This window comes from Streptomyces araujoniae (assembly GCF_050871195.1).
GTDB classification, from domain to species: Bacteria; Actinomycetota; Actinomycetes; order Streptomycetales; family Streptomycetaceae; genus Streptomyces; species Streptomyces bacillaris.
On record NZ_CP194070.1, the window covers coordinates 3121075 to 3139689 of the forward strand.

The 18615-nt window shown below is 72.9% G+C and carries 15 protein-coding genes; 4 read left to right on the top strand and 11 right to left on the bottom strand.

What is annotated here, in order from left to right:
* Nucleotides 1–38 precede the first annotated feature (38 nt).
* From ACQ9ZG_RS13210 to ACQ9ZG_RS13230, 5 genes are all read right to left on the bottom strand, one after another.
* Nucleotides 39–1604: an alpha/beta hydrolase gene (locus ACQ9ZG_RS13210; protein WP_109916605.1), complete on the bottom strand. Its 1566-nt coding sequence runs from the start codon at nucleotides 1602–1604 to the stop codon at nucleotides 39–41.
* Between the two features lie 307 nt (nucleotides 1605–1911).
* Entirely contained in the window at nucleotides 1912–2772 is an 861-nt protein-coding gene (locus ACQ9ZG_RS13215; protein ID WP_109916604.1) for an aminoglycoside phosphotransferase family protein, read from the bottom strand.
* Between the two features lie 184 nt (nucleotides 2773–2956).
* Nucleotides 2957–3853: an adhesin gene (locus ACQ9ZG_RS13220; protein ID WP_499280549.1), complete on the bottom strand. Its 897-nt coding sequence runs from the start codon at nucleotides 3851–3853 to the stop codon at nucleotides 2957–2959.
* A gap of 137 nt (nucleotides 3854–3990) precedes the next feature.
* Nucleotides 3991–6087 (bottom strand): DUF8823 domain-containing protein, encoded by a 2097-nt coding sequence (locus tag ACQ9ZG_RS13225; protein ID WP_109916774.1) that lies wholly within the window; start codon nucleotides 6085–6087, stop codon nucleotides 3991–3993.
* A 171-nt stretch (nucleotides 6088–6258) separates the two neighbouring features.
* Nucleotides 6259–9039, bottom strand: coding sequence for a D-alanyl-D-alanine carboxypeptidase family protein (locus ACQ9ZG_RS13230; RefSeq protein WP_499280550.1), 2781 nt, complete (start codon nucleotides 9037–9039; stop codon nucleotides 6259–6261).
* Between the two features lie 194 nt (nucleotides 9040–9233).
* On the opposite strand from ACQ9ZG_RS13230, the gene ACQ9ZG_RS13235 reads away from it, so the two are divergent.
* The 3 genes from ACQ9ZG_RS13235 to ACQ9ZG_RS13245 all read left to right on the top strand — a co-directional run bounded on the left by ACQ9ZG_RS13235 (nucleotide 9234) and on the right by ACQ9ZG_RS13245 (nucleotide 11710).
* Nucleotides 9234–9953, top strand: a complete 720-nt coding sequence (locus ACQ9ZG_RS13235) for a GOLPH3/VPS74 family protein (protein WP_018490006.1) — start codon at nucleotides 9234–9236, stop codon at nucleotides 9951–9953.
* Between the two features lie 343 nt (nucleotides 9954–10296).
* On the top strand, nucleotides 10297–11154 hold the full coding sequence (locus tag ACQ9ZG_RS13240) for a helix-turn-helix domain-containing protein (RefSeq protein ID WP_026237875.1): 858 nt from the start codon (nucleotides 10297–10299) through the stop codon (nucleotides 11152–11154).
* A gap of 349 nt (nucleotides 11155–11503) precedes the next feature.
* Nucleotides 11504–11710, top strand: coding sequence for a DUF397 domain-containing protein (locus tag ACQ9ZG_RS13245; protein WP_026237876.1), 207 nt, complete (start codon nucleotides 11504–11506; stop codon nucleotides 11708–11710).
* Nucleotides 11711–12000: 290 nt separating this feature from the next.
* Here the strand turns inward: ACQ9ZG_RS13245 and ACQ9ZG_RS13250 are convergent, their stop codons facing one another.
* Complete coding sequence (locus ACQ9ZG_RS13250) at nucleotides 12001–12891, bottom strand: hypothetical protein (RefSeq protein WP_258312107.1); 891 nt, start codon at nucleotides 12889–12891, stop codon at nucleotides 12001–12003.
* A gap of 90 nt (nucleotides 12892–12981) precedes the next feature.
* Here ACQ9ZG_RS13250 and ACQ9ZG_RS13255 point away from each other — a divergent pair, with 90 nt between their 5' ends.
* Nucleotides 12982–13764: an SDR family oxidoreductase gene (locus tag ACQ9ZG_RS13255; protein ID WP_109915032.1), complete on the top strand. Its 783-nt coding sequence runs from the start codon at nucleotides 12982–12984 to the stop codon at nucleotides 13762–13764.
* A gap of 25 nt (nucleotides 13765–13789) precedes the next feature.
* On the opposite strand, the gene ACQ9ZG_RS13260 is transcribed toward ACQ9ZG_RS13255, so the two are convergent.
* The 5 genes from ACQ9ZG_RS13260 to ACQ9ZG_RS13280 all read right to left on the bottom strand — a co-directional run bounded on the left by ACQ9ZG_RS13260 (nucleotide 13790) and on the right by ACQ9ZG_RS13280 (nucleotide 18541).
* Nucleotides 13790–14908: an ADP-ribosylglycohydrolase family protein gene (locus tag ACQ9ZG_RS13260; RefSeq protein WP_109915033.1), complete on the bottom strand. Its 1119-nt coding sequence runs from the start codon at nucleotides 14906–14908 to the stop codon at nucleotides 13790–13792.
* 203 nt (nucleotides 14909–15111) lie between these two features.
* Nucleotides 15112–15549 carry a type II toxin-antitoxin system VapC family toxin gene (locus ACQ9ZG_RS13265; RefSeq protein ID WP_018490012.1) on the bottom strand — a complete coding sequence of 146 codons (438 nt, stop codon included), beginning with the start codon at nucleotides 15547–15549 and terminating at the stop codon, nucleotides 15112–15114.
* Entirely contained in the window at nucleotides 15546–15815 is a 270-nt protein-coding gene (locus ACQ9ZG_RS13270) for a ribbon-helix-helix domain-containing protein (protein ID WP_032780241.1), read from the bottom strand. Before ACQ9ZG_RS13270 ends, ACQ9ZG_RS13265 begins: the two co-directional genes overlap by 4 nt.
* Nucleotides 15816–15859: 44 nt before the next feature.
* Nucleotides 15860–18232, bottom strand: coding sequence for a tetratricopeptide repeat protein (locus ACQ9ZG_RS13275; RefSeq protein ID WP_499280554.1), 2373 nt, complete (start codon nucleotides 18230–18232; stop codon nucleotides 15860–15862).
* 12 nt (nucleotides 18233–18244) lie between these two features.
* Entirely contained in the window at nucleotides 18245–18541 is a 297-nt protein-coding gene (locus ACQ9ZG_RS13280; protein WP_109915292.1) for a sulfatase, read from the bottom strand.
* Nucleotides 18542–18615: the final 74 nt, after the last annotated feature.

Genomic DNA, 18615 nt, shown 5'->3' on the forward strand with positions numbered 1-18615 from the left:
CCCCTCGGGCTCTTCCTCTCGGTCTGTTCCCCTCGGCCTCACTTCACGCAGGTCTCGTCCTTCCTCGGCAGCTGGCCCGTCGCCAGGTAGCGGTTGACCTTGTCGTCCACGCAGGCGTTCCCGTACTCCCCGTACAGGGCGTGGCGGTTGGCGTTCTTGAGGGTGAGCAGCCGGGAGCCGGGGAGTTGGGCGTGCAGGGCCGTGCTGCTGCGGTAGGTGGTGCGGGGGTCGCCGGTGGCGGCGACTATGAGGGCCTGGGCGCCGTGGGTGATGCGGGTGGGGGCTTCGCGGGGGGTGTTCCAGAAGGCGCAGGGGCCTACGTTCTCGGTGAGGGGGCCGAAGAGGGGGTGCGCGGCTCGGGTGCGCTGGATGTCGCGCCAGTAGACCTCGGGGTCGCGCGGGGCCCGTACGTCCCCGCAGATGATCGCCGTCTGGGCGCTGCCGAAGGCCGAGTCCGCGCCCGTCAGGGCGAAGCGCAGCATCTCCGCGAACTCCGGGGGGAGTGGCGTCCTCCGGTTCTTCGCCGCCTGGCGCAGGGTCTTCACCTGCTCGGCCAGGAACGCCCTCGAACCGTCGGTGTCGTCCGCCCCTCCCATGAACAGCAGCGTCGGTATGTGGGTGTCGTCGATCCGGAAGACGTCGGGGGCCGTGCCCAGCGTGAGGGGACCGCGGGCCGCCTTCGCCATCACCTGGTCGATGGTCGCGAGCACCGCCGTACGGGAGCGGCCCAGGCCGTACGTCGTGTGGCGGGCGGCCGCCCAGGTGGCCCAGGCGGAGAGCGCCTCATCGTTCTCCCGCACCGCGTTCTTCATCAGGCGGGGGCCGTAGTCGTCCGGGCTCAGTGCTCCGTCCAGGACCATCCGGTCGTAGCGGCCGGGGAACATCTGGGTGTAGACCGTGCCCAGGTAGGTGCCGTACGAATAGCCCAGGTAGGAGATCTTCCGCTCGCCCAGCGCGCCCCGGATCACGTCCATGTCTCGGGCCGTATTCCGTGTGGTGACATGCGGGAGCACCGAGGCGTTGGTGGCCCGGCACTTGGCGGCCAGGCTCTTGCTCAGGGCCACCTGGCGATCGAAGCCCGCCCGGCCCGCGCCGGCCGAGAACCAGGTGAAGCTGACGGGCCAGTCGCAGTCCAGCGGGGTGCTGCGGCCGACGAAGCGCGGGTCGAAGCCGACGATGTCGTAGCGGGGGCCGACCTCCTTCATCGCCGTGCGGATGGCCGGCGGGGAGTCCACGGCCGGGCCGCCGGGGCCGCCGTTGTTGAGCAGGATCGAGCCGATGCGGTGGCGGGTGTCGGTGGCCTTCAGCCGGGATATCGCGACCGTGATCGTCCGGCCCCTCGGAGCCGCGTAGTCCAGCGGGACCGTGACGTCCGCGCACTGCACGCCCGCCTTGTCCAGGTCCTGACCCGCCGTGTCCCCGGGCGACTGCGTGCAGGTGCCCCAGGACAGGCGCTGGTGGTAGTAGCGGTCCAGGCCCCCGCCCGTGCGGAGGCCCGACCCGTCGGCGTCCGGAGAGGGCGAGGCCGGCGGGGAGGGCCGGGGAGGTGCGGCCAGGGCCGGGGAGGTGGTGAGGCCCACGGCGAGGGTCAGGGGCAGGGCCATGGCGGCGGCGCTGCGAACGGCCAGGCTACGGGTGCTCTTCTCTGTGTTTCTCACCCATCAGACGCTAGAAGTCCGCGCGTTGGGACTCACTGGGGTTGGCCCCCCACTTTCTCCGGGGGGCACCGCCCCTCTCGACCGGGGGCCAGGGCGAACCCACGCGGCCGCCCCGCCGGTTCCACGACGTGACCGGAAGGCCGTCCCGCCGGTTCCACGACGTGACCGGAAGGCCGTCCCGCCGGTTCCACGACGTGACCGGAAGGTCGTGCCACCGGTCCCACGAGGTGGACGGAAGGCCGTGCCGCCAGTTCTACGCGGCCAGGAGGCCCTCCAGCACCCACCACGCGTTCCGCGCCATCACCGGGTTCGACTCCCGGTAGGCCGCCAGCTCCATCACCGCGATGGACAGGGCCCAGCCCCGCCCCCGCTCCCAGCTCGCGTCATCGGCCTCCACCGTCGTACGGAACGCCTCCCTGGCCCCGGCCGGCAGCAGGTACCAGGCGGCGATCAGGTCGACGGCCGGATCGGCCAGGCCCATGCACGCGAAGTCGATCACCCCGGTGAGGCGGCCCTCCGCGACCAGGACGTTCCCCGGCTGGAGGTCGCCGTGCACCCACACCGGTGTCCCCGAGCCCGCCGGGGCGGTCAGCGCCTTGTCCCAGGCGGCCGTGACGGCGCGCGCGTCGATGACGCCGTCCAGGTCGGTGATCACCCTGCGGGTCGTTTCCTCCCGGGAGGCCAAGGACTCTCCGCGGTACGCGGGCGGGGCGCCCGCCACCTCGATCCGGCGCAGCGCCAGGACGAACTCCGCCAGATCCACCGCGAAGAGTTCCGGCGCCCAAGTCCCCTCATCCGGCATGGGGTTCCGGCCTTCCAGCCATGTGCACACCGACCAGGCCCACGGGAAGCCCTCCGTCGGCTCCCCCTGCGCCAGCGGGGCCGGTACGGGCACCGGCAACTGCGGCGCCAGCCGGGGCAGCCAGAGGTGTTCCGTCGCCACGTCCGCCGCGCTGCTCGCCGTACGCGGCAGCCGTACCGCCTTGTCGTCCCCCAGCCGGTAGACGGCGTTCGCCGTTCCGCTCGCGTCCACCGCCTCCACCGGCAGGTCCGCCCACTGCGGGAACTGCGCGGCGATCAGCGTGCGGACGAGGGTGGCGGAGTGCGGGGGCATCCCGGTAGTGGACCAGGTGCGTTCGTGGCGGGGCAAGGTCATTTCTGACCCCTGCCCCCGCCTGCCGCCGAACAGTCTGGGCCGGGCGGGAACAGGCCGATTCCGGTCCGGTCCGGGGTGTGAAAAGCGGTGGGCCTCTGCCCTCCCGCCCTCGGAGTCGCCCTGCTGGGCCCGCCGGGACTCCTCACCGGCACGACGCCCTCATCTGCGCCGCCGCGTGGTGTGCCCCCACCCGGTCCGCCGCGCCCCAGTCCCGGCCCCGGTCGATGAGCAGGACCGCGAACGTGTCGCCCTTCACCGGGTAGTTGCCCACCTCCACCGGCCTCCCCAGGTGCCGCGTCTGGCGCACCGCGAAACCGGTGTACGCGGAGTCCGTGTCGTCCGGGTCCGAGAGCACCCGGTACACGGTCGGGTCGCCCGCCACATCTTGGGCGCGGCCCTCCGGGGCGGCCGGTACGAACACCGTCAGCGCGCACTCCCGGAAGCCGTCGCCCAGGTGCCAGGACCAGGTGGCGGTGGAGCCCCGGTCCTCGGTGGGGCTGCCGGACATCGGGACCGCGCTGAACCGGCCGTCGCAGCCGCCGCCGGTGAAGCCGCCGGAGCCGACCCCGTACCAGCCCGCCTCGCCCTTCTCGAAGCGGCCGTACTCCCGGTACTCCCCCGCCTCGCACCCCGGGCCCGCCCACTCCGTGAAGCGGCCTTCCGGCGGGGGCTCCCGCACCGGGGGCGTGGCCGGGGCCTCCTCCCCGGGGCCGATACGCGTCGGCGGGCCGCCCCCGGTCCCGTCCGGCAGCGCGCCCGCCCGGCCCGCCGCGTCCGTACGGCTCGTGCCGCCGCCCACGCTCCCGCCGCCGGCCAGGAGCAGCGCGGCCACCGCCGCCAGCCCTCCGGCCGCCACCGCAACTCCCGCCACCAGCAAGGCCTTACGCCGACGGGGGAGGGTGGAGACGCGGCCTGCCAGGGTTTCGTGCGCGACCCAGGAGCCGTCCCCGGCCGCCGTACGGGAGCGGGCCGCCCCGCAACCGGGGCAGACCATCCCCGGCAGCGCGCCGCGCTGACCACCGCAGTGTTGGCACCTCATGCCAGGACACCTTGCCAGGGCGGCGCCCGCAGAGGGAGGGCCCACGAACAATGGCCCGTACAGCGAACATCCGCCCTAGGCTGTGGGCGTATGTGTCCGTGCACACGTACACCTACGCGTACACCCACCGCCCACGCTCAGCTCAGCTCCTCCGGGCACGGTGTCCCCGGCTGGAGCTGGTACGGGGCCGCCAGCCGGTACACCCCCGGTTTCGGCGCGAGGAGTTCGGTCCATTCGTCGCCGTACGGACCCTCGTCCTCGATCTTGTTCAGGCAGCCGTGGATGTTCTCGAAGGTCCGGGGGGCCGTCTCGTCCTCCTGCGTCCGCAGCTTGGACTCCTCGGTCTCCTGCGGGCGCTCCAGGCTCTTGCCGTTCTCGTCGACGAGCGCGAGCCAGCGCGAGTGCGGGACCCGGATCAGGACCCTGCCCGCCGACTCGACCCGGATCGTCAGCTCGTTGGCGCCCGCCCGCTCCACCGTCGCGGGCGGGTCCGCCAGCGGGGTCGGCTCCAGGACCCGGTAGAGCTTCCAGTTCTCGTCGCCCCAGATCTCGCGGAGGTAGGAGAGCCCGCCGCCGACCAGCTCGGCCTCCTGCTGGGCTCCGCCGTCCGGCTTGCCCGTGGGCAGCACGACGAAGTGGACGGCCCAGCGATCGAGCCACTGCCGGTAGTTGACCGCGTTCAGGGTGTCGTCGTAGAAGAGCGGGTTGCGCTTCATGTCGGCCTGCCGGTTCCAGCCGCGGGCCAGGTTGTACGCGGCCAGCGCCGACGCCTCCCGGTGGCTGCTCGCCGGGACGACCTCGACCCGGCCGCGCTCGGCGCCGACCTGCTGGAGCTGGTTGACCAGGGGCGCCAGTTCGCGGGCCCAGGAGGCGGTGGGGGCGGTGCGGACGATGTCGTCGACGCTCTTGAAGCCGATCCAGAAGTTGAGCCCGGCGAACGCGAGGACCAGCGCGTACCAGCGGCGGCTGCGCGGGACGCTGTACGGGAGCGCCGCCAGCAGCACGACCCCGGCGAACAGCATCGCCATCCGGGTCACGTTCGACCCGATCTGCGAGTCGACGAAGTACGTCAGCACCGTGCCGGCCCCGTAGACAGCGGCCGCCGTGCGGACCGTGCTCCAGTCACGCGGTACGAGGAGGAAGACGAGGACCGAGAAGAGGAACGGCAGCGACACCGTCCCCAGGGACATCGGCTGCGTACCGGAGAACGGGAAGAGCAGGGAGGACAGCCCCACCACGGCGACGGGCGCCAGCCCGATGGCGTACGCGCCGGGGCGCCGTTTGTGGAGGAAGAGCGCGGCGGCCACGACCCCGAGGAAGAGCCCGGCCACCGGGCTGGAGGCGGTGGCCAGCGCGGCGAGCGGGGCTGCCACGGCCGCCTTCGCCCACCGCTTGTACCGCCAGCGGTAGGGCCAGCAGAAGACGGCGGCGACGGCACCGACCGCGAACATCATGCCGAGCCCGAACGTCACCCGCCCCGACAGCGCGTTGCACAGATAGGCGAAGACCCCGGCGAGCGAACAGGCCAGCGGATTGCGCACGGCCCGGACCCGGACCAGGATCAGCGCGGTCAGCCCCGCCGAGACCGTACCGGCGATCATCATCGTCGTGCGGACGCCGAGCACCGACATCAGATACGGCGAGACCACGCTGTACGAGACGGGGTGCATGCCCCCGTACCAGGCCAGGTTGTACGCGGTGCCCGGGTGCCGTCCCACGAACTCGGCCCAGGCGTCCTGCGCCGCGAGGTCGCCGCCGCTGTTGGCGAAGAAGAGGAACCACAGGACGTGGGTGACGGCCGCGGCCACCGTGGCGATGGTCGCGGGGTGGCGCAGCAGCCGCCTGGTCCTGGTGGGGGGCGGGCTTTTGGGGTTGGGGGCGGGGGCGCCCCGGTCTGCGGAGCCCTGAGCGGAGGCGCCCGGGTCGGAGGCGCCTGGGTCGGAGGCGCCCGCCTCGGAGGGAGCGGGCTGCTTCGTGGAGGATTCCGGTTCGGAGGATTCCGGTTCGGAAGATCCGGGTGTGGAGCGCTCCAGGCCGGAGGATTCCGGTGTGGAGGATTCCGACGGGGGCGTTTCCGGCGTGCGCGGCGAAGGCAGCCGGACGCGCGGGTCGGCGCTGCCTACGGCGGTCTCCTCCTGCTGGGGAGCGGTGTCGCCGGTCCCGCCGGTCGTCCCACCGGTCGTCCCGGTGGTGCTGTCCGCCTCTCGGCCGGGTCTCGGCTCCGCGGTGGTCACTACGGTCTCTCCCCGTCTCCGCCGGCCCCGTACACCTTTCAGGACGCGTCCCGGCGTCCTTCAGTTGTCCGGGGACGCTAACACGTACCTCCGACACATTCCCGTGACATCGGGGCGGGGTGAGCGACACCGCTCACCCCGCCCCGTGCCTTCCCCCGTACCGCCTCGTGCTCAGCCGATCCTGGTCAGCTTGTCGCCGAAGGCCGGCTGGGCCAGGTCGTCCTGCAGCACCACCGGTGCCGTGACCTTTCCGGTGCCCGTCCCCACGGTCACCATGCCGACCTCGCTGCCGGCCTTGGCCTCGTGCCCGATGCCCTTGCCGTTGTCGGTGACCTTCAGCTCGACCTCCAGGCCGGGCCAGCCGACCGCCTTGAGGTCCTTCGTCGCCACCACCGGGGTCCGCGCGCCGAAGCCGTTGTCCACGTACCCGACGACATCGCCCTTCTTCACCACCGTGGCGGAGGTGACGGCCTGCTGCGCGTCCTTGATCAGCTTGAGGCTGTTGGTCAGGGAGAGCGACAGGCTGTCATAGACCCGGCCCGTACCGGCCTGCTGGCCCATGACCGCTCCGTAGATCCACAGCACCTTGCCGTCGACCTTGGTGTTCGCGGACCAGAGCAGGTTGCCGCCCGCCGGGGTGGACGAGCCGGTCTTGATGCCGCTCACACCGGGCTCCAGGAGCAGCGTGTTGTTGTTGTAGATCTTGCCGTCTATGCCCTCGATCTCGATCTCGGGCATGTCCACGATCGTCCGGAAGACGTCGTTCTTCATGACCGCCTGGGCCAGCTTGAGCTGGTCGGTCGCGGTGGAGACGGTCGCCTTGTCCAGTCCGCTCGGGTCCGTGTACGTCGAGTCGGTCATCCCGAGGTCCTTGGCCGCGTCGTTCATCTTGTCGACGAACGCGTCCTCGCTCCCCGCGTCCCAGCGGGCGAGCAGCCGCGCCGCGTTGTTGCCCGACGGGATCATCAGCAGCTGGAGCATCTGCCGCTGGCTGAGCTTCTGGCCGTTCTTCAGCGGGGCCACCGACTCGTCCGCGTTCTTGGACTCGTCCTCCGCCTTCTGGTCGGCGGTGATCGTCTCGCCCTGCTCGTCACCCTTGAGGGGGTGCTCCTTGAGGATCACGTAGGCGGTCATGACCTTGGCGACGCTGGCGATGGGCGCGGACTTCTGCTCGCCCTCGGAGCCGAGCGACCCGACGCCGTCCACCATCACGGCGGACTGCCCCTGGCCCGGCCAGGACAGCTTCGTGTCGCCGCCCTCGAAGACGTACGTCGGCTTCGCCGTGAGCTCCAGGGCCGGTTCCGGCAGCGGGCGCATCACCTGCACGATCGCAAAGATGATCAGCAGGAGGAGGATCAGCGGGGTCCAGATCTTGACCCGCCGGACCGCCGTACGGACCGGGGTCTCGGGCGGGGGCGGGGTGTTCGTCAGCTCGGCGAGCAGGTCGAGCGGCGGCTTGGGCGGCAGCGGCTGCTGGCGGGTCCGCTCGGCCGCCGCCCAGGAGGGGGTGGCCGACGCCGACGGGGCCGGGGCCGCCGTCGGGGTGGACGAGCTCGTCGAGGCCGGGTCGGTGCCGGTCCCGTCGGGTGCGGGGGCGGTGGTGGACGCGGCGGGCCGTACGTCGTCGGAACGCAGGGGCACGAAGGTACTCGTCCGCTCGACGGCACTCTCGGGCTCGTCCCGCTTGCCCTGCTCGTCCTGGCCGGGCCTGGCCCGGTCGCCGCCCTCCGCCGGCTTGTCCTGCGGCGGGAGCTTCAGCGCGGTCGTCGGCTGGTCGACCTTCTGGGGCGGCGTGACGGCCTTGAAGACGGCCGTGGGCTGATCGATTCCTCGCAGGTCGGAGCCGGTATCGGAGGCAGAGGCGGGGGTAGAGGCAGGGGCGCTGTCGGTGTCGCTGTCGCTGTCGGTGTCGGTGTCGGTGCCACCGTCCGTGCCGGCTTCGGTCTTGGCTTCCGTGCCGGAGTCGGCCTTGTCGTCCGTGCCGACGTCGGTCTTGGCTACAGGTCCGGCCTCGGCGTCGGCTTCCGGTCCGCCTTCGGCCTTGGCCCCGGCCTCCGGTCCGGCTTCGGATGTCGCCTTCGCCTCGGCGTCCGCCTTCGCGACGGCGTCGGCGTCGGCGTCCGCCGCCGGCTCGCCCTCTCGCTCCCCCTCGGCCTCGGTCCCGTCCTCGGCCTCGTCCTTCGCTCCGGCCTTCGACGGCTCCGCGTCCTCCGACGGCTTCTCGTCCCCGTCCGCCGCGTCGACCCAGGCGGCCACGGCCGCGCGCAGCCGTACGTCACCGGGCTCCGGCGCGTCCTCGGAACGCTCGGTCGTGTCAGCCGCCTCGGCCTCGGCCTCGACGTCCGTGTCCCCGGCCGCGCCCGCCGCCGCAGGGGCCTTCGCGGCCACGCCGGAGGCTTCGGAGCCCTCGGGGCCCTCGCCGGGGCCCTCTGAGGGCTTCTGGGGCGTTACAGCGCCCTCAGGGGCCTTCCCGGCCCCCTCCACGGACTCCGCAGCCTCGGCAGGCTCCTTCTCAGCCGTGGCGGACGCCTCTTCGGCCTTCGCGGGCGCCCCCTCGGCCTTCGCGGCCTCTCCCGCGGCGGGGTCGGCACCACCCGCAGGCTCCTCCGCGGTGGAGACACCGTCGGCAGCGACGCCGTCCGCAGCGGTTCCACCCGCCGCAGAGGCAGCACCCGCCACGGAGGCCGCACCCGCACCCGCACCCGCCTCGTCGTCCTCCGGAAGCCGGGGGCGGAAGACGGCGGTGGCCGTGTCGGACGGAGGCGTGCCCGGCGCAGACGTGTCCGACGCAGACGTGTCCGACGGAGCTGTGTCCGGCGTCACCCCGTCGGCGGCCTTCACCCCGTCGTCCGCACCGGGTTCACGGAACACCGCGATGCGTGGGTCGCGTTCCTCCGCAGCCGTCCCCGACGACTTCCGCTGCTCCGTTTTGTCGGGGGACTCGCCCGCCACCGATGCCTCCTGATGCACTGCGGGGGCAACCCCCGCGTTGTCCGAACCATCTACCAGTGTCCTGTGTGAACCCCTGGCCGAGCTGCTAGACGAGAACGACATACCTACTGGTTCCCGTACAAAGCAGTCAGGCGCTCTCGACAGATGAATGTGAGAGGGGTCACCCTGTCAGACATCCACGCGGGGAGGCATGGATGGGCAGGAGCCGCAGAACAATCCCGGAGGAGCTTCTGTTGCTCGCTCTGGACCCGGCCACGGGTACCACAGCGCAGCCGCAGTCGCTCGACCTCGGCCTGGCCGGGGCACAGCTAGTAGAGCTGGCTCTGGCAGGACGGATAGCCCCTGACGGGGATCGTATCGCCGTGGTGATGCCACGGCCGACAGGAGATCCGACACTGGACTCCGCACTGGAGCTGCTGCGCCGTCGTGGCAGCCCGGTCCGGGCGGTCCACTGGATCGGCGGGCCCCGGCTGGGGCTGCGCCAGATCTATCTCGCCCATCTGGAGCGGTGCGGCATGGTTCATGCCGTGGCGGGCCAGATGTGCGGGGTGCTGCCGACGACTCGCTACCAGGCGACGGACACGGCGATCAGCCGGGACATCAGGGCCCGGCTGGACAGTGCGATCCGCACCGGCGTACCGCCGGACCCGCGGACCGCGGCGCTCGCCGCACTGGCCCACGCGGTCGGACTCGGCAAGCACCTGTACCCCGGGAACGAGGGGCGCTCATCGCGCTCCCGCCTCCGGGACCTGATCAGGCACGACCCCATGGGCGGCCTCGTGGCGCACGCCGTGATGGACGTCCAGAACGGTGTGGCGGTCCAGCCGCGCCGGACGCAGCAGGCAGCGGGCGTTCCGTTGCAGCCGCAAGCACAGGCACGCCGGAGCAGCATGGCGCACACCGCCGCGAGCTGACCGGGCAGGCCTGCGTCACCACCGCCCGTACGACACCGTCGTACGGTCCGGGCAGGACCCGCGCAGAGGACCGCGCGGACAATCGCACACCGCCGTGCCGTCGTCATCGGACCCGGTTCGGGAGCCGCACCACGCGCGGGGCAGCCGGTCTTGACCGGCTGCCCCGCGCGCTTGCGCGCCGTATCGCACACCCTGGCGTGCGCCGGTGCGTGCTCCGGTGCGCGGCCGGGCGCTTATACCGCACGCACCTGCGTGTGGCTGTTTCCCAGCGCGGCCGGGGCACGGGGTGGCAATCTGCTGAGCAGTAGATACGCACAGCTACATAGCCGGAGGTGCACTTTCCGTGCCGTCCAACGTCAATCCCACAGTCAGGCGACGCAGGTTGGGCCAGGAACTGCGCCGCCTGCGCGAACTCAAAGGCATGACGGCCGAGGAGGTGGCGGAGCGCCTGCTGGTCTCCCAGTCGAAGATCAGCCGCCTGGAGAACGGCCGCCGATCCATCAGCCAGCGCGATGTGCGTGACCTCTGCGGGGTGTACGAGGTCGAGGACCACCGCATCGTCGACTCCCTGATGCAGATGGCCAAGGACTCGCGCCAGCAGGGCTGGTGGCACGCCTTCGGCGATATTCCGTACAGCGTCTACATCGGCCTGGAGACGGACGCGGAGTCCCTGCGCGTCTACGAGCCCCAGATGGTTCCGGGCCTGCTCCAGACCCGGGCGTACGCCGAGGCCCTGATCAGCGGCGCGCTCCCCGAGGCGCCGCCCTCCGACATCGAAAAGCGCGTCAACGTACGCTCTCGGCGCCAGGACCGGGTCAACGCGCCGGAGAACCCGCTGCGGCTCTGGGCCGTGATCGACGAGTCGGCGCTGCGCCGGCGGGTCGGCGACAACCAGATCATGATCGACCAGTTGGAGCACCTCGTCGAGCAGTCGCACCTGCCCCATGTGACCGTGCAGGTGCTGCCGTTCGAGATGGGCGCGCACCCGGGGATCAACGGGCAGTACGCGATCCTGGAGTTCCCGGACGCCGCGGACTCCAGCGTCGTCTACATCGAGGGCGTCACGAGCGATCTCTATCTGGAGAAGGCGAACGACGTGCAGCGCTACAGCGTGATGTACGAGCACCTGCGGGCGCAGGCCCTGAACGTGGACCAGACGCGGGAGTTCATCTCCAAGATCGCCAAGTCGTACACCAGCTGAGAGCCGACCGACGGCCGCCGACGGCTGACAGCCCTGCAGGTCGTGCAGGTCGTGCACGCCATGGACCCTGCAGACCCCGCGGACCCCGTGCACCGGCTGAATCAGGACACCGCACGGTCCGCACCTCCGGACAGCGAACGGCTGCGCAACGGCTTCGCGCATGAGGCGGCGGCACGATACACCGCCGCCGCCTCATGACGTAAGGGTTCCCCGCCAAATGCCACCCGGTCGAGTGAACGCCCCTCTCACGGACAGAGCTTGGCGAGTAGCGTCGATCACGCCAATCGGAATTCGGAATCCGGCTGGTGCGACTCACCCGACTCGCTCGACTCTCTGAACCGGAGTGAACATGGCAATTCTTCAGGGTGCTACGGAAATGTGGACGAAGTCGTCGTACTCGGGGGGCAACGGCGCGTGCGTCGAGGTCAAGTCCCCGGTCGCTCTGTCCATCGCCGTGCGTGACTCGAAGGCCCCCGAGGGCCCTTCGCTCACCTTCGTCCCCGGTGCGTGGAACGCGTTCGTGCGCGATGTCTCCACCGGCTCGATCAACGCCTGACCGGACGCCCGACGTCCGGGAATCGCCTGACCGTACCGCAGGCCGCACCACCTGATGGAGCCCTCTCGACCGGTCCGCCGTCCTGGCCGAGGGGGCAACGGCCGTCACCACGACGGCTCCCACCCCCAGGGCACATCACCTCAGCCGGTCCCTATCGCCCCAGTCGGCCCACATCACCGCATCCGGCCCCGATCACCGCATGCGGCCCACATCACCGCAGTCGGACCCCATCAGCTCAGCCGGTCCAGATCACCGCAGTGGGACCCCATCAGCTCAGCCGCCGGTCCAGATCACCGCAGGCGGTCCACGTAGAGATCGGTCCCCGGCACCGTCGGGATGAACGGCGCGACCAGCTCGACCCGCCCCAGCCCCGCCTCCGCGACAGCCGCGCCGAGCCCCGCGAAGTGCGCGTCCCAGCAGGCCCGGGGATCCTCCTGGAGGAACCACAGCAGCGTCAGCCGGGTCTCCACCCCCTCGACCTGCTTCACGTACGTCATCCGGTCACCGGGCAGCGGCGTCGGCCGGAAGACGGTCACCAAGGCGGCCGGGGACCCCTTCAGCCGCTCCGGCAGATGCCGTGAACGCAGCCACTCCAGCAACTCCGCCCGCCCTTCCGGGCCCTCGGCGTCGACGACCTGGAGGACGAGCCCCTCGTACGGGTGGTCCAGCGCGTGGAAGTCCCGGGGTCCGGCGGCCCCGTCGCGGTAGACGGTGGCCTCATGGTCCTGGAAGGCCGTGAAGACGTGGGTCCGGTCCCCGTAGACGCGGCCGTCCCGGTTGAGCCGCCTGTTGATGGCGACGGTCCACTTCATGTGCTCGTCGTAGCGGCCCTCGGTCACCCAGTACGTCGACAGATAGCACCCGGCCCCGACCGGCTGCGCGACCGCCGAATCCTCCGGGTAGCGCAGCTCCTGGAGCTCCTTGGTTGCCACCCAGCGCCGACCCGCGAACATCCACGGCATGGCCAGGGCGCCCGCGTAGTAGTGGTCGTCCTCGTACCAGCGGTTGTACGCGTACTCATGGCCCGGATGCGGCTCGACCATCGTGATCAGGGCGTGCCCGGGGCGCACCCCGTACGGACCGACCGCCGCCAGCTCGGCATAGCCCGCGCCGCCCGCCCTCCCGAGCCCGCGCCCCTGCCCCTGCCCCCGCTCGTTCCCGCCCTCGCGTTCGTCCGCCATCCCCCGCGCCCCCTTCCTCTTCCATCGGCCCCCGCCGCCACCTACTCTGACGATTCGTCAGAAAAACGTCCAGGGCCGGGAGGCGCCGAGATGCTGCTAGCGGGGAAGACCGTCGTCGTGTCGGGCGTCGGCGCCGGGCTCGGCCACCGGGTCGCGGAGACCGTCGTACGGGACGGGGGCCGCGCGGTGCTCGGAGCCCGCACGGCGGCCAACCTGGCGAAGAGCGCGGCCGAGATCGACCCCGGCGGCCGGCACACCGCCCACCTGCCGACCGACATCACGGACGAGGGCCAGTGCGAGGCGCTGGCGGCGCTGGCGGTCGAGCGGTTCGGCGGCATCGACGCGGTGGTCCATGTGGCCGCCTGGGACAGCTACTTCGGCGGGGTCGAGGACGCCGACTTCACCACCTGGCAGTCGGTCCTCGACGTCAACCTGCTCGGCACGCTGCGGATGACCCGGGCCTGTCTGCCCGCCCTGAAGGAGCGCGGCGGCTCGGTGGTGGTGATCGGCACGCAGTCCGCGGTGGCCGCCCCCTCCCAGGTGCGGCAGGCGGCTTACGCGGCGTCCAAGGGGGCGCTGACCTCCGCGATGTACTCCCTGGCACGGGAGTTGGGGCCGCACCGCATCCGCGTCAACACCGTGCTGCCGGGGTGGATGTGGGGGCCGCCGGTGCAGGCGTACGTACGGTTCACCGCCGACACCGAAGGCGTACCGGAATCGGAGGTGCTGGCCCGGCTCACCGAGCGGATGGCGCTCCCCGAGCTGGCCACGGACGGGGATGTGGCGGAGGCCGTCGCCTTCCTGGCCTCCGACCGGGCGCGCGCGATCACCGGCCAGTCGCTGCTCGTCAACGCGGGCGAGCTGATGCGCTGAGGACCTCCCTGGCCCGGGCCCCGCTTCACGCCCCGCGCGGGTAGCGGGCCAGCCAGCCGGGCGCGGCGGCGGTCGGGCTGTGCAGCGCCGGGCCCTGGGTCATCTCCATGGCGAAGTCGTCGGCCAGTTCGAGGAGGGTGGGGCGCCCCTCCAACTCCGCCAGCCAGGCCGGGGGCAGCGCGGTCTCGCCGTGCAGCGCGCCCAGCAGCGCCCCGCAGGCGGAGCCGGTGGCGCGGGAGGGCCCTCCGTGGTTGACGGCGAGCCGCAGCCCGTGCCGTACGTCCTCGCTGACGAGCGCGCAGTACACGGCGACGGCGAGCACCTCCTCGGCGGCGTCGCCCGCGCCCAGCGCCTCGATGAGGGGCGGGCCCGGGATGCCCTGGCGCACGGAGCCGAGGGCCTGCCGCAGGGCCTCGGTCACCGGTTCGTGTCCGGGGCGCTCGGCGAGCAGGGCCAGGGCGTTCTGGACGCAGCCGTCCAGGGTCTCCCCGCGCGCCAGCCCGTGCACGAGTACGGCGAAGGCCCCGGCGGCGAGCTGGGCGGCGGGGTGGCCGTGGGTCTGGGCCGCGCACTCGACGGCCAGCTGGAGCACGAGCTGTGGCTCCCACCCGACGAGCAGTCCGAAGGGCGCGGACCGGGTGAGCGCGCCGGCGTCCCGGGCGGTGGGGTTCTTGGGCCGCTCCAGGGTGCCCATGACGGTGTCGCCGAAGCCGCCCAGGCACTCCCGGGTGGGCTCGCGGCGGGCGTAGAGCCACTCCTCGGCGGCCAGCCAGCCGTTGTCCTTGCGCCGCTCGTCGGGCCCCCAGTCGTGCTGGGTGGCGGCCCAGCGCAGATGGGCCCGGTGGACGTCGGTGGGCGGGTGCCAGGCTCCGGTGTCGCGGCGGACCTGGGCGCGGATCAGCCCGTCCACGGTGAAGAGGGTGAGCTGGGTGAGGGCGGTGACGGCCCCGCGTCTGCCGTGCGCGGGAACGTAGTCGGTCACCCCTTCGGGCCCGTGCGCCGCCCGGATCTCCTCCAGCGCCAGGCCGTCCGCCCCGGCGCCGAGCGCGTCCCCGATGGCCCCGCCGAGCAGCGCCCCGCGGACCCGGCTGCGGAAGTCCTGCTGTTCGGCCCGCCCCCAGACCGCCGTGGTCCCTGTGCTCACCCCGCCGCCTCCCGCCGCCGCCTGGCCGCCGCCATGGTCACCGCCTGTGCGGGCCTCTGCGGGCGACCGCGCAAGCACTGTAATCGAACGGGAACGGGGGGTAGAGGGGGCGACCGGGGAACGGAAGGCGTACGTACGGGTATGGCGACGGACGTCCCGCAGGTCGCTTTTGGGCGGCTGAGGAAGGAGATTCCGCGTACGGCTCAGAAGTCGTCCGGGAGGATCCGGAAGTGCGCGTAGCGCCCCGCGAGCGGCCGCAGCGCCCGGAAGTCCCGGATGTCGCGGGTCAGCACGGCGTCCGTGTCGTACTCAGCTGCGAGGGCGACATTGACGGCATCCACCAGATCGAGGTTCAGCGAGGCGTACCGGGCCCGCACGGCGAGGGCGGCATCGAGGATGTCGGCCGTCGGAGGCGCGAGCACGAGCCGCGCTTCCCTGACCTGTTTGCTGAGCGAGCGCAGGATGTGGTCGGCGGCCCGTCGGCCACCTCGGGCCGATGCCACGTGATGGACCTCGGTCAGGGCGAGCGGGCTCGCGACCAGGAGGCCGCACCGGTCGACAGCCTTGCGTGCGGCAAGGTGGGCCGGGTCGGAGCTGTTGTAGAGAGCGAGCAGCCCGGATGTGTCAGCGACTGCGATCACGCGGCGCGCCCGCGGTCGCGGGGCTCTCCGCCGCCGAACGCGTCGTTCACCGCCTCGCGCACGTCATCGCGCGTGATGGGCCCGCCCAGGTCGAAGGTCTCCTCGTCGGTGACGAAAGGCTCGTCCCACACACGCCGGGCAAGGGCGATCCGGTGGATGCCCTCCCGGATCAGCTCCGCCTCGGACACGCCCAGCCGTCCCGCCGCCTCCTTGATCAGGGCGAGGTCCTCGTCGTCCGCGTACACGTTCGTCCGTTTCAGCGCCATACCATCGATGGTACAGAATATGTACCAGCAGCGCAGCTTCTCCGTCATGCCTCGCCCAGCCGCGCCCGCTGGGCCCGTGCCCACCCGTACTCCGGGTCCAGCTCCAGTGCCCGGTCCAGCTCCGCGCGGGCCTCCGCCACCCGTCCCAGGGCCTCCAGCGCCAGGGCCCTGCTGCCGTGGGCCCAGGCGTAGTCCGGGTCCTGGGCCAGCGCCCGTCCGTAGCAGGCCACGGCCTCCTCGTACCGCCCGGTCGCCCGGTAGACCTCGCCCCGCTCCCCCTCGGTGCCCGCGAGCCCGGGGGTCAGCTCCTCGGCCCGGTCCAGATCGGCCAGGGCGCCCACGGGGTCCCCGAGGGCGGTCCGCACCCGGGCCCGCCGCACCAGCGCCCACGCGTACTCCGGCCACAGCGCGATCGCCCGGTCGAAGTCCTCCAGCGCCTCCTCGTGGCGGCCCAGCCGGTGCCGGACCAGCCCGCGGCTGCCGAGCGGCACCGCGTCGGCCGGATCCAGGGCGTGCGCCCGGTCCAGCACGGTCAGGGCCTCCGTGAGCCGCCCCATCCGCCGGTAGGTCTCGCCCCGCTCCCGCACGGCCCAGGCCCAGGCGGGCGCGATCTCCTCGGCCCGGTCCAGGTCCGCGAGGGCCTCCTCGTACCGGCCGAGCGACCGCAGCACCACCGACCGCCCCTGGTAGGCGCGTTCGCTGCGCGGGTCCACGGCGATGGCCCGGCCGTGGTCGGAGAGGGCCGCGTCCGGCTCCCCGGCGCGGAAGCGGTCCCAGGCGCGCGCCACCAGGGCGGCCGCCCGGTCGGTGTCGGTCAGCTCGGCACGGGTGAGGAGGAGGCCGAGGGCGGCGGTGGGCCGGGGGCCGTGGTCCATGACGGCGGCGAGGAGGTCGCGGCCCCAGTCGCGGAGTACGGCGCTGTCGGCGTCCTCCCCGGCCTCCACCAGGGTCCGGGCCCAGTGGCGGGCGGCGGAGGGCTGCTGGCCGCACACCTCGATCCCGGCGCGCAGGGCGTCGGGCAGGGCGGTGCGGGGGCGGGCGCAGAGCCGGTGGTACAGCACGTCCAGGGCGGCCCGGCGCCACGGTTCGTCGGCCCAGAGCCGGTCCGGGTCGACCCCGTCCGCCGCCGCGTCCCGGCGCACGGCGAAGGCGTCGGCCAGCCGGTCGTGCGCCTCGGTCCACCGCTGCGGGGAGCCGGTGCGCTGGAGCCGGAGCATCGGGGCCCGTACGACCCCGTGGTAGCGGGAGCGGCCCGAGTGCGGCTCGACGACGAACGGCAGCTCGTGCAGCCAGTCGTAGAGCCCGGGGACGGGGGTGGGGGCGGCGACGGCCACCAGGTCCTCGTCGAACCGCCGGGGCAGCGCGCAGGCGAGGGCGGCCGCCCGGCGGTCCGGGTCGCTCTCGCCGGCCAGGAAGCGTTCGACGGCGGTCGCGTTCGCCTCTCCGGCCGCGCCGGGGTTGGCGGCGAGGGTCGACACCAGGACCGGCAGCCCGCCGGAGAGCCGCAGCACCTCCCGTACGACGGGCTCCGCCACCACCCCGCGCCCGTGCAGGAGTTGACGCGACTCCGCCTCGGTGAACGGCCCCAGCGGCACGTCGGCCACCAGGCGGCCCCGGTCGCCCCAGCGCGCGGGGTCCAGGCGCCGCTGCCCGGCCAGGGTGAGGACCAGGTTGGCGGGCAGCTCGCCGTACCGCCCGGAGAAGAGCAGGTCCGCGAGCCACCGGTCCGGGAGGGGCGCGGTGCGCTCGTACGTGTCCAGGAAGAGCACGACCCATGGCACCGCGTCCCCGACCCGCCCCAGCTCGGCGACCAGGACCGGCGTCAACTCCCTTACCGGGTCCGCCAGTAGCCGTGCCTCCTCCTGCTGCCGCGCCCGCCCGCCGAACACCGCCCGCAGCCCGCCCGCGCCCCGCGCCACGACCGCCGGGTCGATGCCCCCGGCCAGCGCCCCGACCACGGGTATCGCCCCGGCCGCGATCAACCCGGCCTGCGCGGCGGCGAGGGCCCCGGGCGAGGGGTCGTCCCCGTCGGCCGCGAGCCGGTCGGCCACCGCGTGGAGGGCCCGCCGGTATGCGCCCAGCATCCGGTCCAGCGCCTTCAACGGGTGCCCCTGCTCGGCGCATTGGGCGGCGACGGCCGCGAGCACCTCCGGCACGGAGTCGGCCCCCTCGTCGACGGATGCGGCGAGCGCCCCGAACTCCCGTGCCACCTGCTGCCATTCCCGTACCAGCGAGGTCTTGCCGACCCCCGCGTTGCCCCGCACATGGAAGACGAACCGGTGCCGGGGGTCCTCGGGCGGGATGGTGAAGTTACGCCGGAAGAGGTCGAGTTCGGCCTCCCGCCCGACGAACGCGGCCCGGCGCCGCCCTTCGACGATCTGCTGGAGGGAGAGGCGGCGGGGGCTGGACGGCGGCATAGGGCCAGTCTGTCAGCGGTCCCCGGGATCCGGCAGCCGCTCCCCCCGGCTGTACGCGACGAGCAGCACGTCCCGCAGGGACAACAGGGCCTGCGTCAGCGCGAACCGCAGGGCCACCTCACCGGCCGCCTCGTCCGCCAGCACCTCCTGCGCCCCCTCCAGCACGACGTTGCCGCACTCGATCTGGTCCTCCTCCATCTCGTCCGCGAGACGGGAGAACCGGCTGTGGGGGTTGCTGCTGCTCAGATAGCAGGGCTTGCCGTCGGGCGAGCTCCAGGGCAGGAGACGGAGCTGCGAGGTGTCGGTCATGTCATCGTCCTTAGCGCGTGGGGGTACGTGACCCTGACGGGTGGCGATTACCGTTCGTGCCCCCATCGTCACGG

Excerpts from the sequence above, each read along its gene's own strand:
- ACQ9ZG_RS13210 (WP_109916605.1), bottom strand. The coding sequence starts at position 1,604 with ATGGCCCTGCCCCTGACCCTCGCCGTGGGCCTCACCACCTCCCCGGCC.
- ACQ9ZG_RS13215 (WP_109916604.1), bottom strand. The coding sequence starts at position 2,772 with ATGCCCCCGCACTCCGCCACCCTCGTCCGCACGCTGATCGCCGCGCAG.
- ACQ9ZG_RS13220 (WP_499280549.1), bottom strand. The coding sequence starts at position 3,853 with ATGAGGTGCCAACACTGCGGTGGTCAGCGCGGCGCGCTGCCGGGGATG.
- ACQ9ZG_RS13235 (WP_018490006.1), top strand. The coding sequence starts at position 9,234 with ATGGGCAGGAGCCGCAGAACAATCCCGGAGGAGCTTCTGTTGCTCGCT.
- ACQ9ZG_RS13245 (WP_026237876.1), top strand. The coding sequence starts at position 11,504 with ATGGCAATTCTTCAGGGTGCTACGGAAATGTGGACGAAGTCGTCGTAC.
- ACQ9ZG_RS13250 (WP_258312107.1), bottom strand. The coding sequence starts at position 12,891 with ATGGCGGACGAACGCGAGGGCGGGAACGAGCGGGGGCAGGGGCAGGGG.
- ACQ9ZG_RS13255 (WP_109915032.1), top strand. The coding sequence starts at position 12,982 with ATGCTGCTAGCGGGGAAGACCGTCGTCGTGTCGGGCGTCGGCGCCGGG.
- ACQ9ZG_RS13270 (WP_032780241.1), bottom strand. The coding sequence starts at position 15,815 with ATGGCGCTGAAACGGACGAACGTGTACGCGGACGACGAGGACCTCGCC.
- ACQ9ZG_RS13275 (WP_499280554.1), bottom strand. The coding sequence starts at position 18,232 with ATGCCGCCGTCCAGCCCCCGCCGCCTCTCCCTCCAGCAGATCGTCGAA.
- ACQ9ZG_RS13280 (WP_109915292.1), bottom strand. The coding sequence starts at position 18,541 with ATGACCGACACCTCGCAGCTCCGTCTCCTGCCCTGGAGCTCGCCCGAC.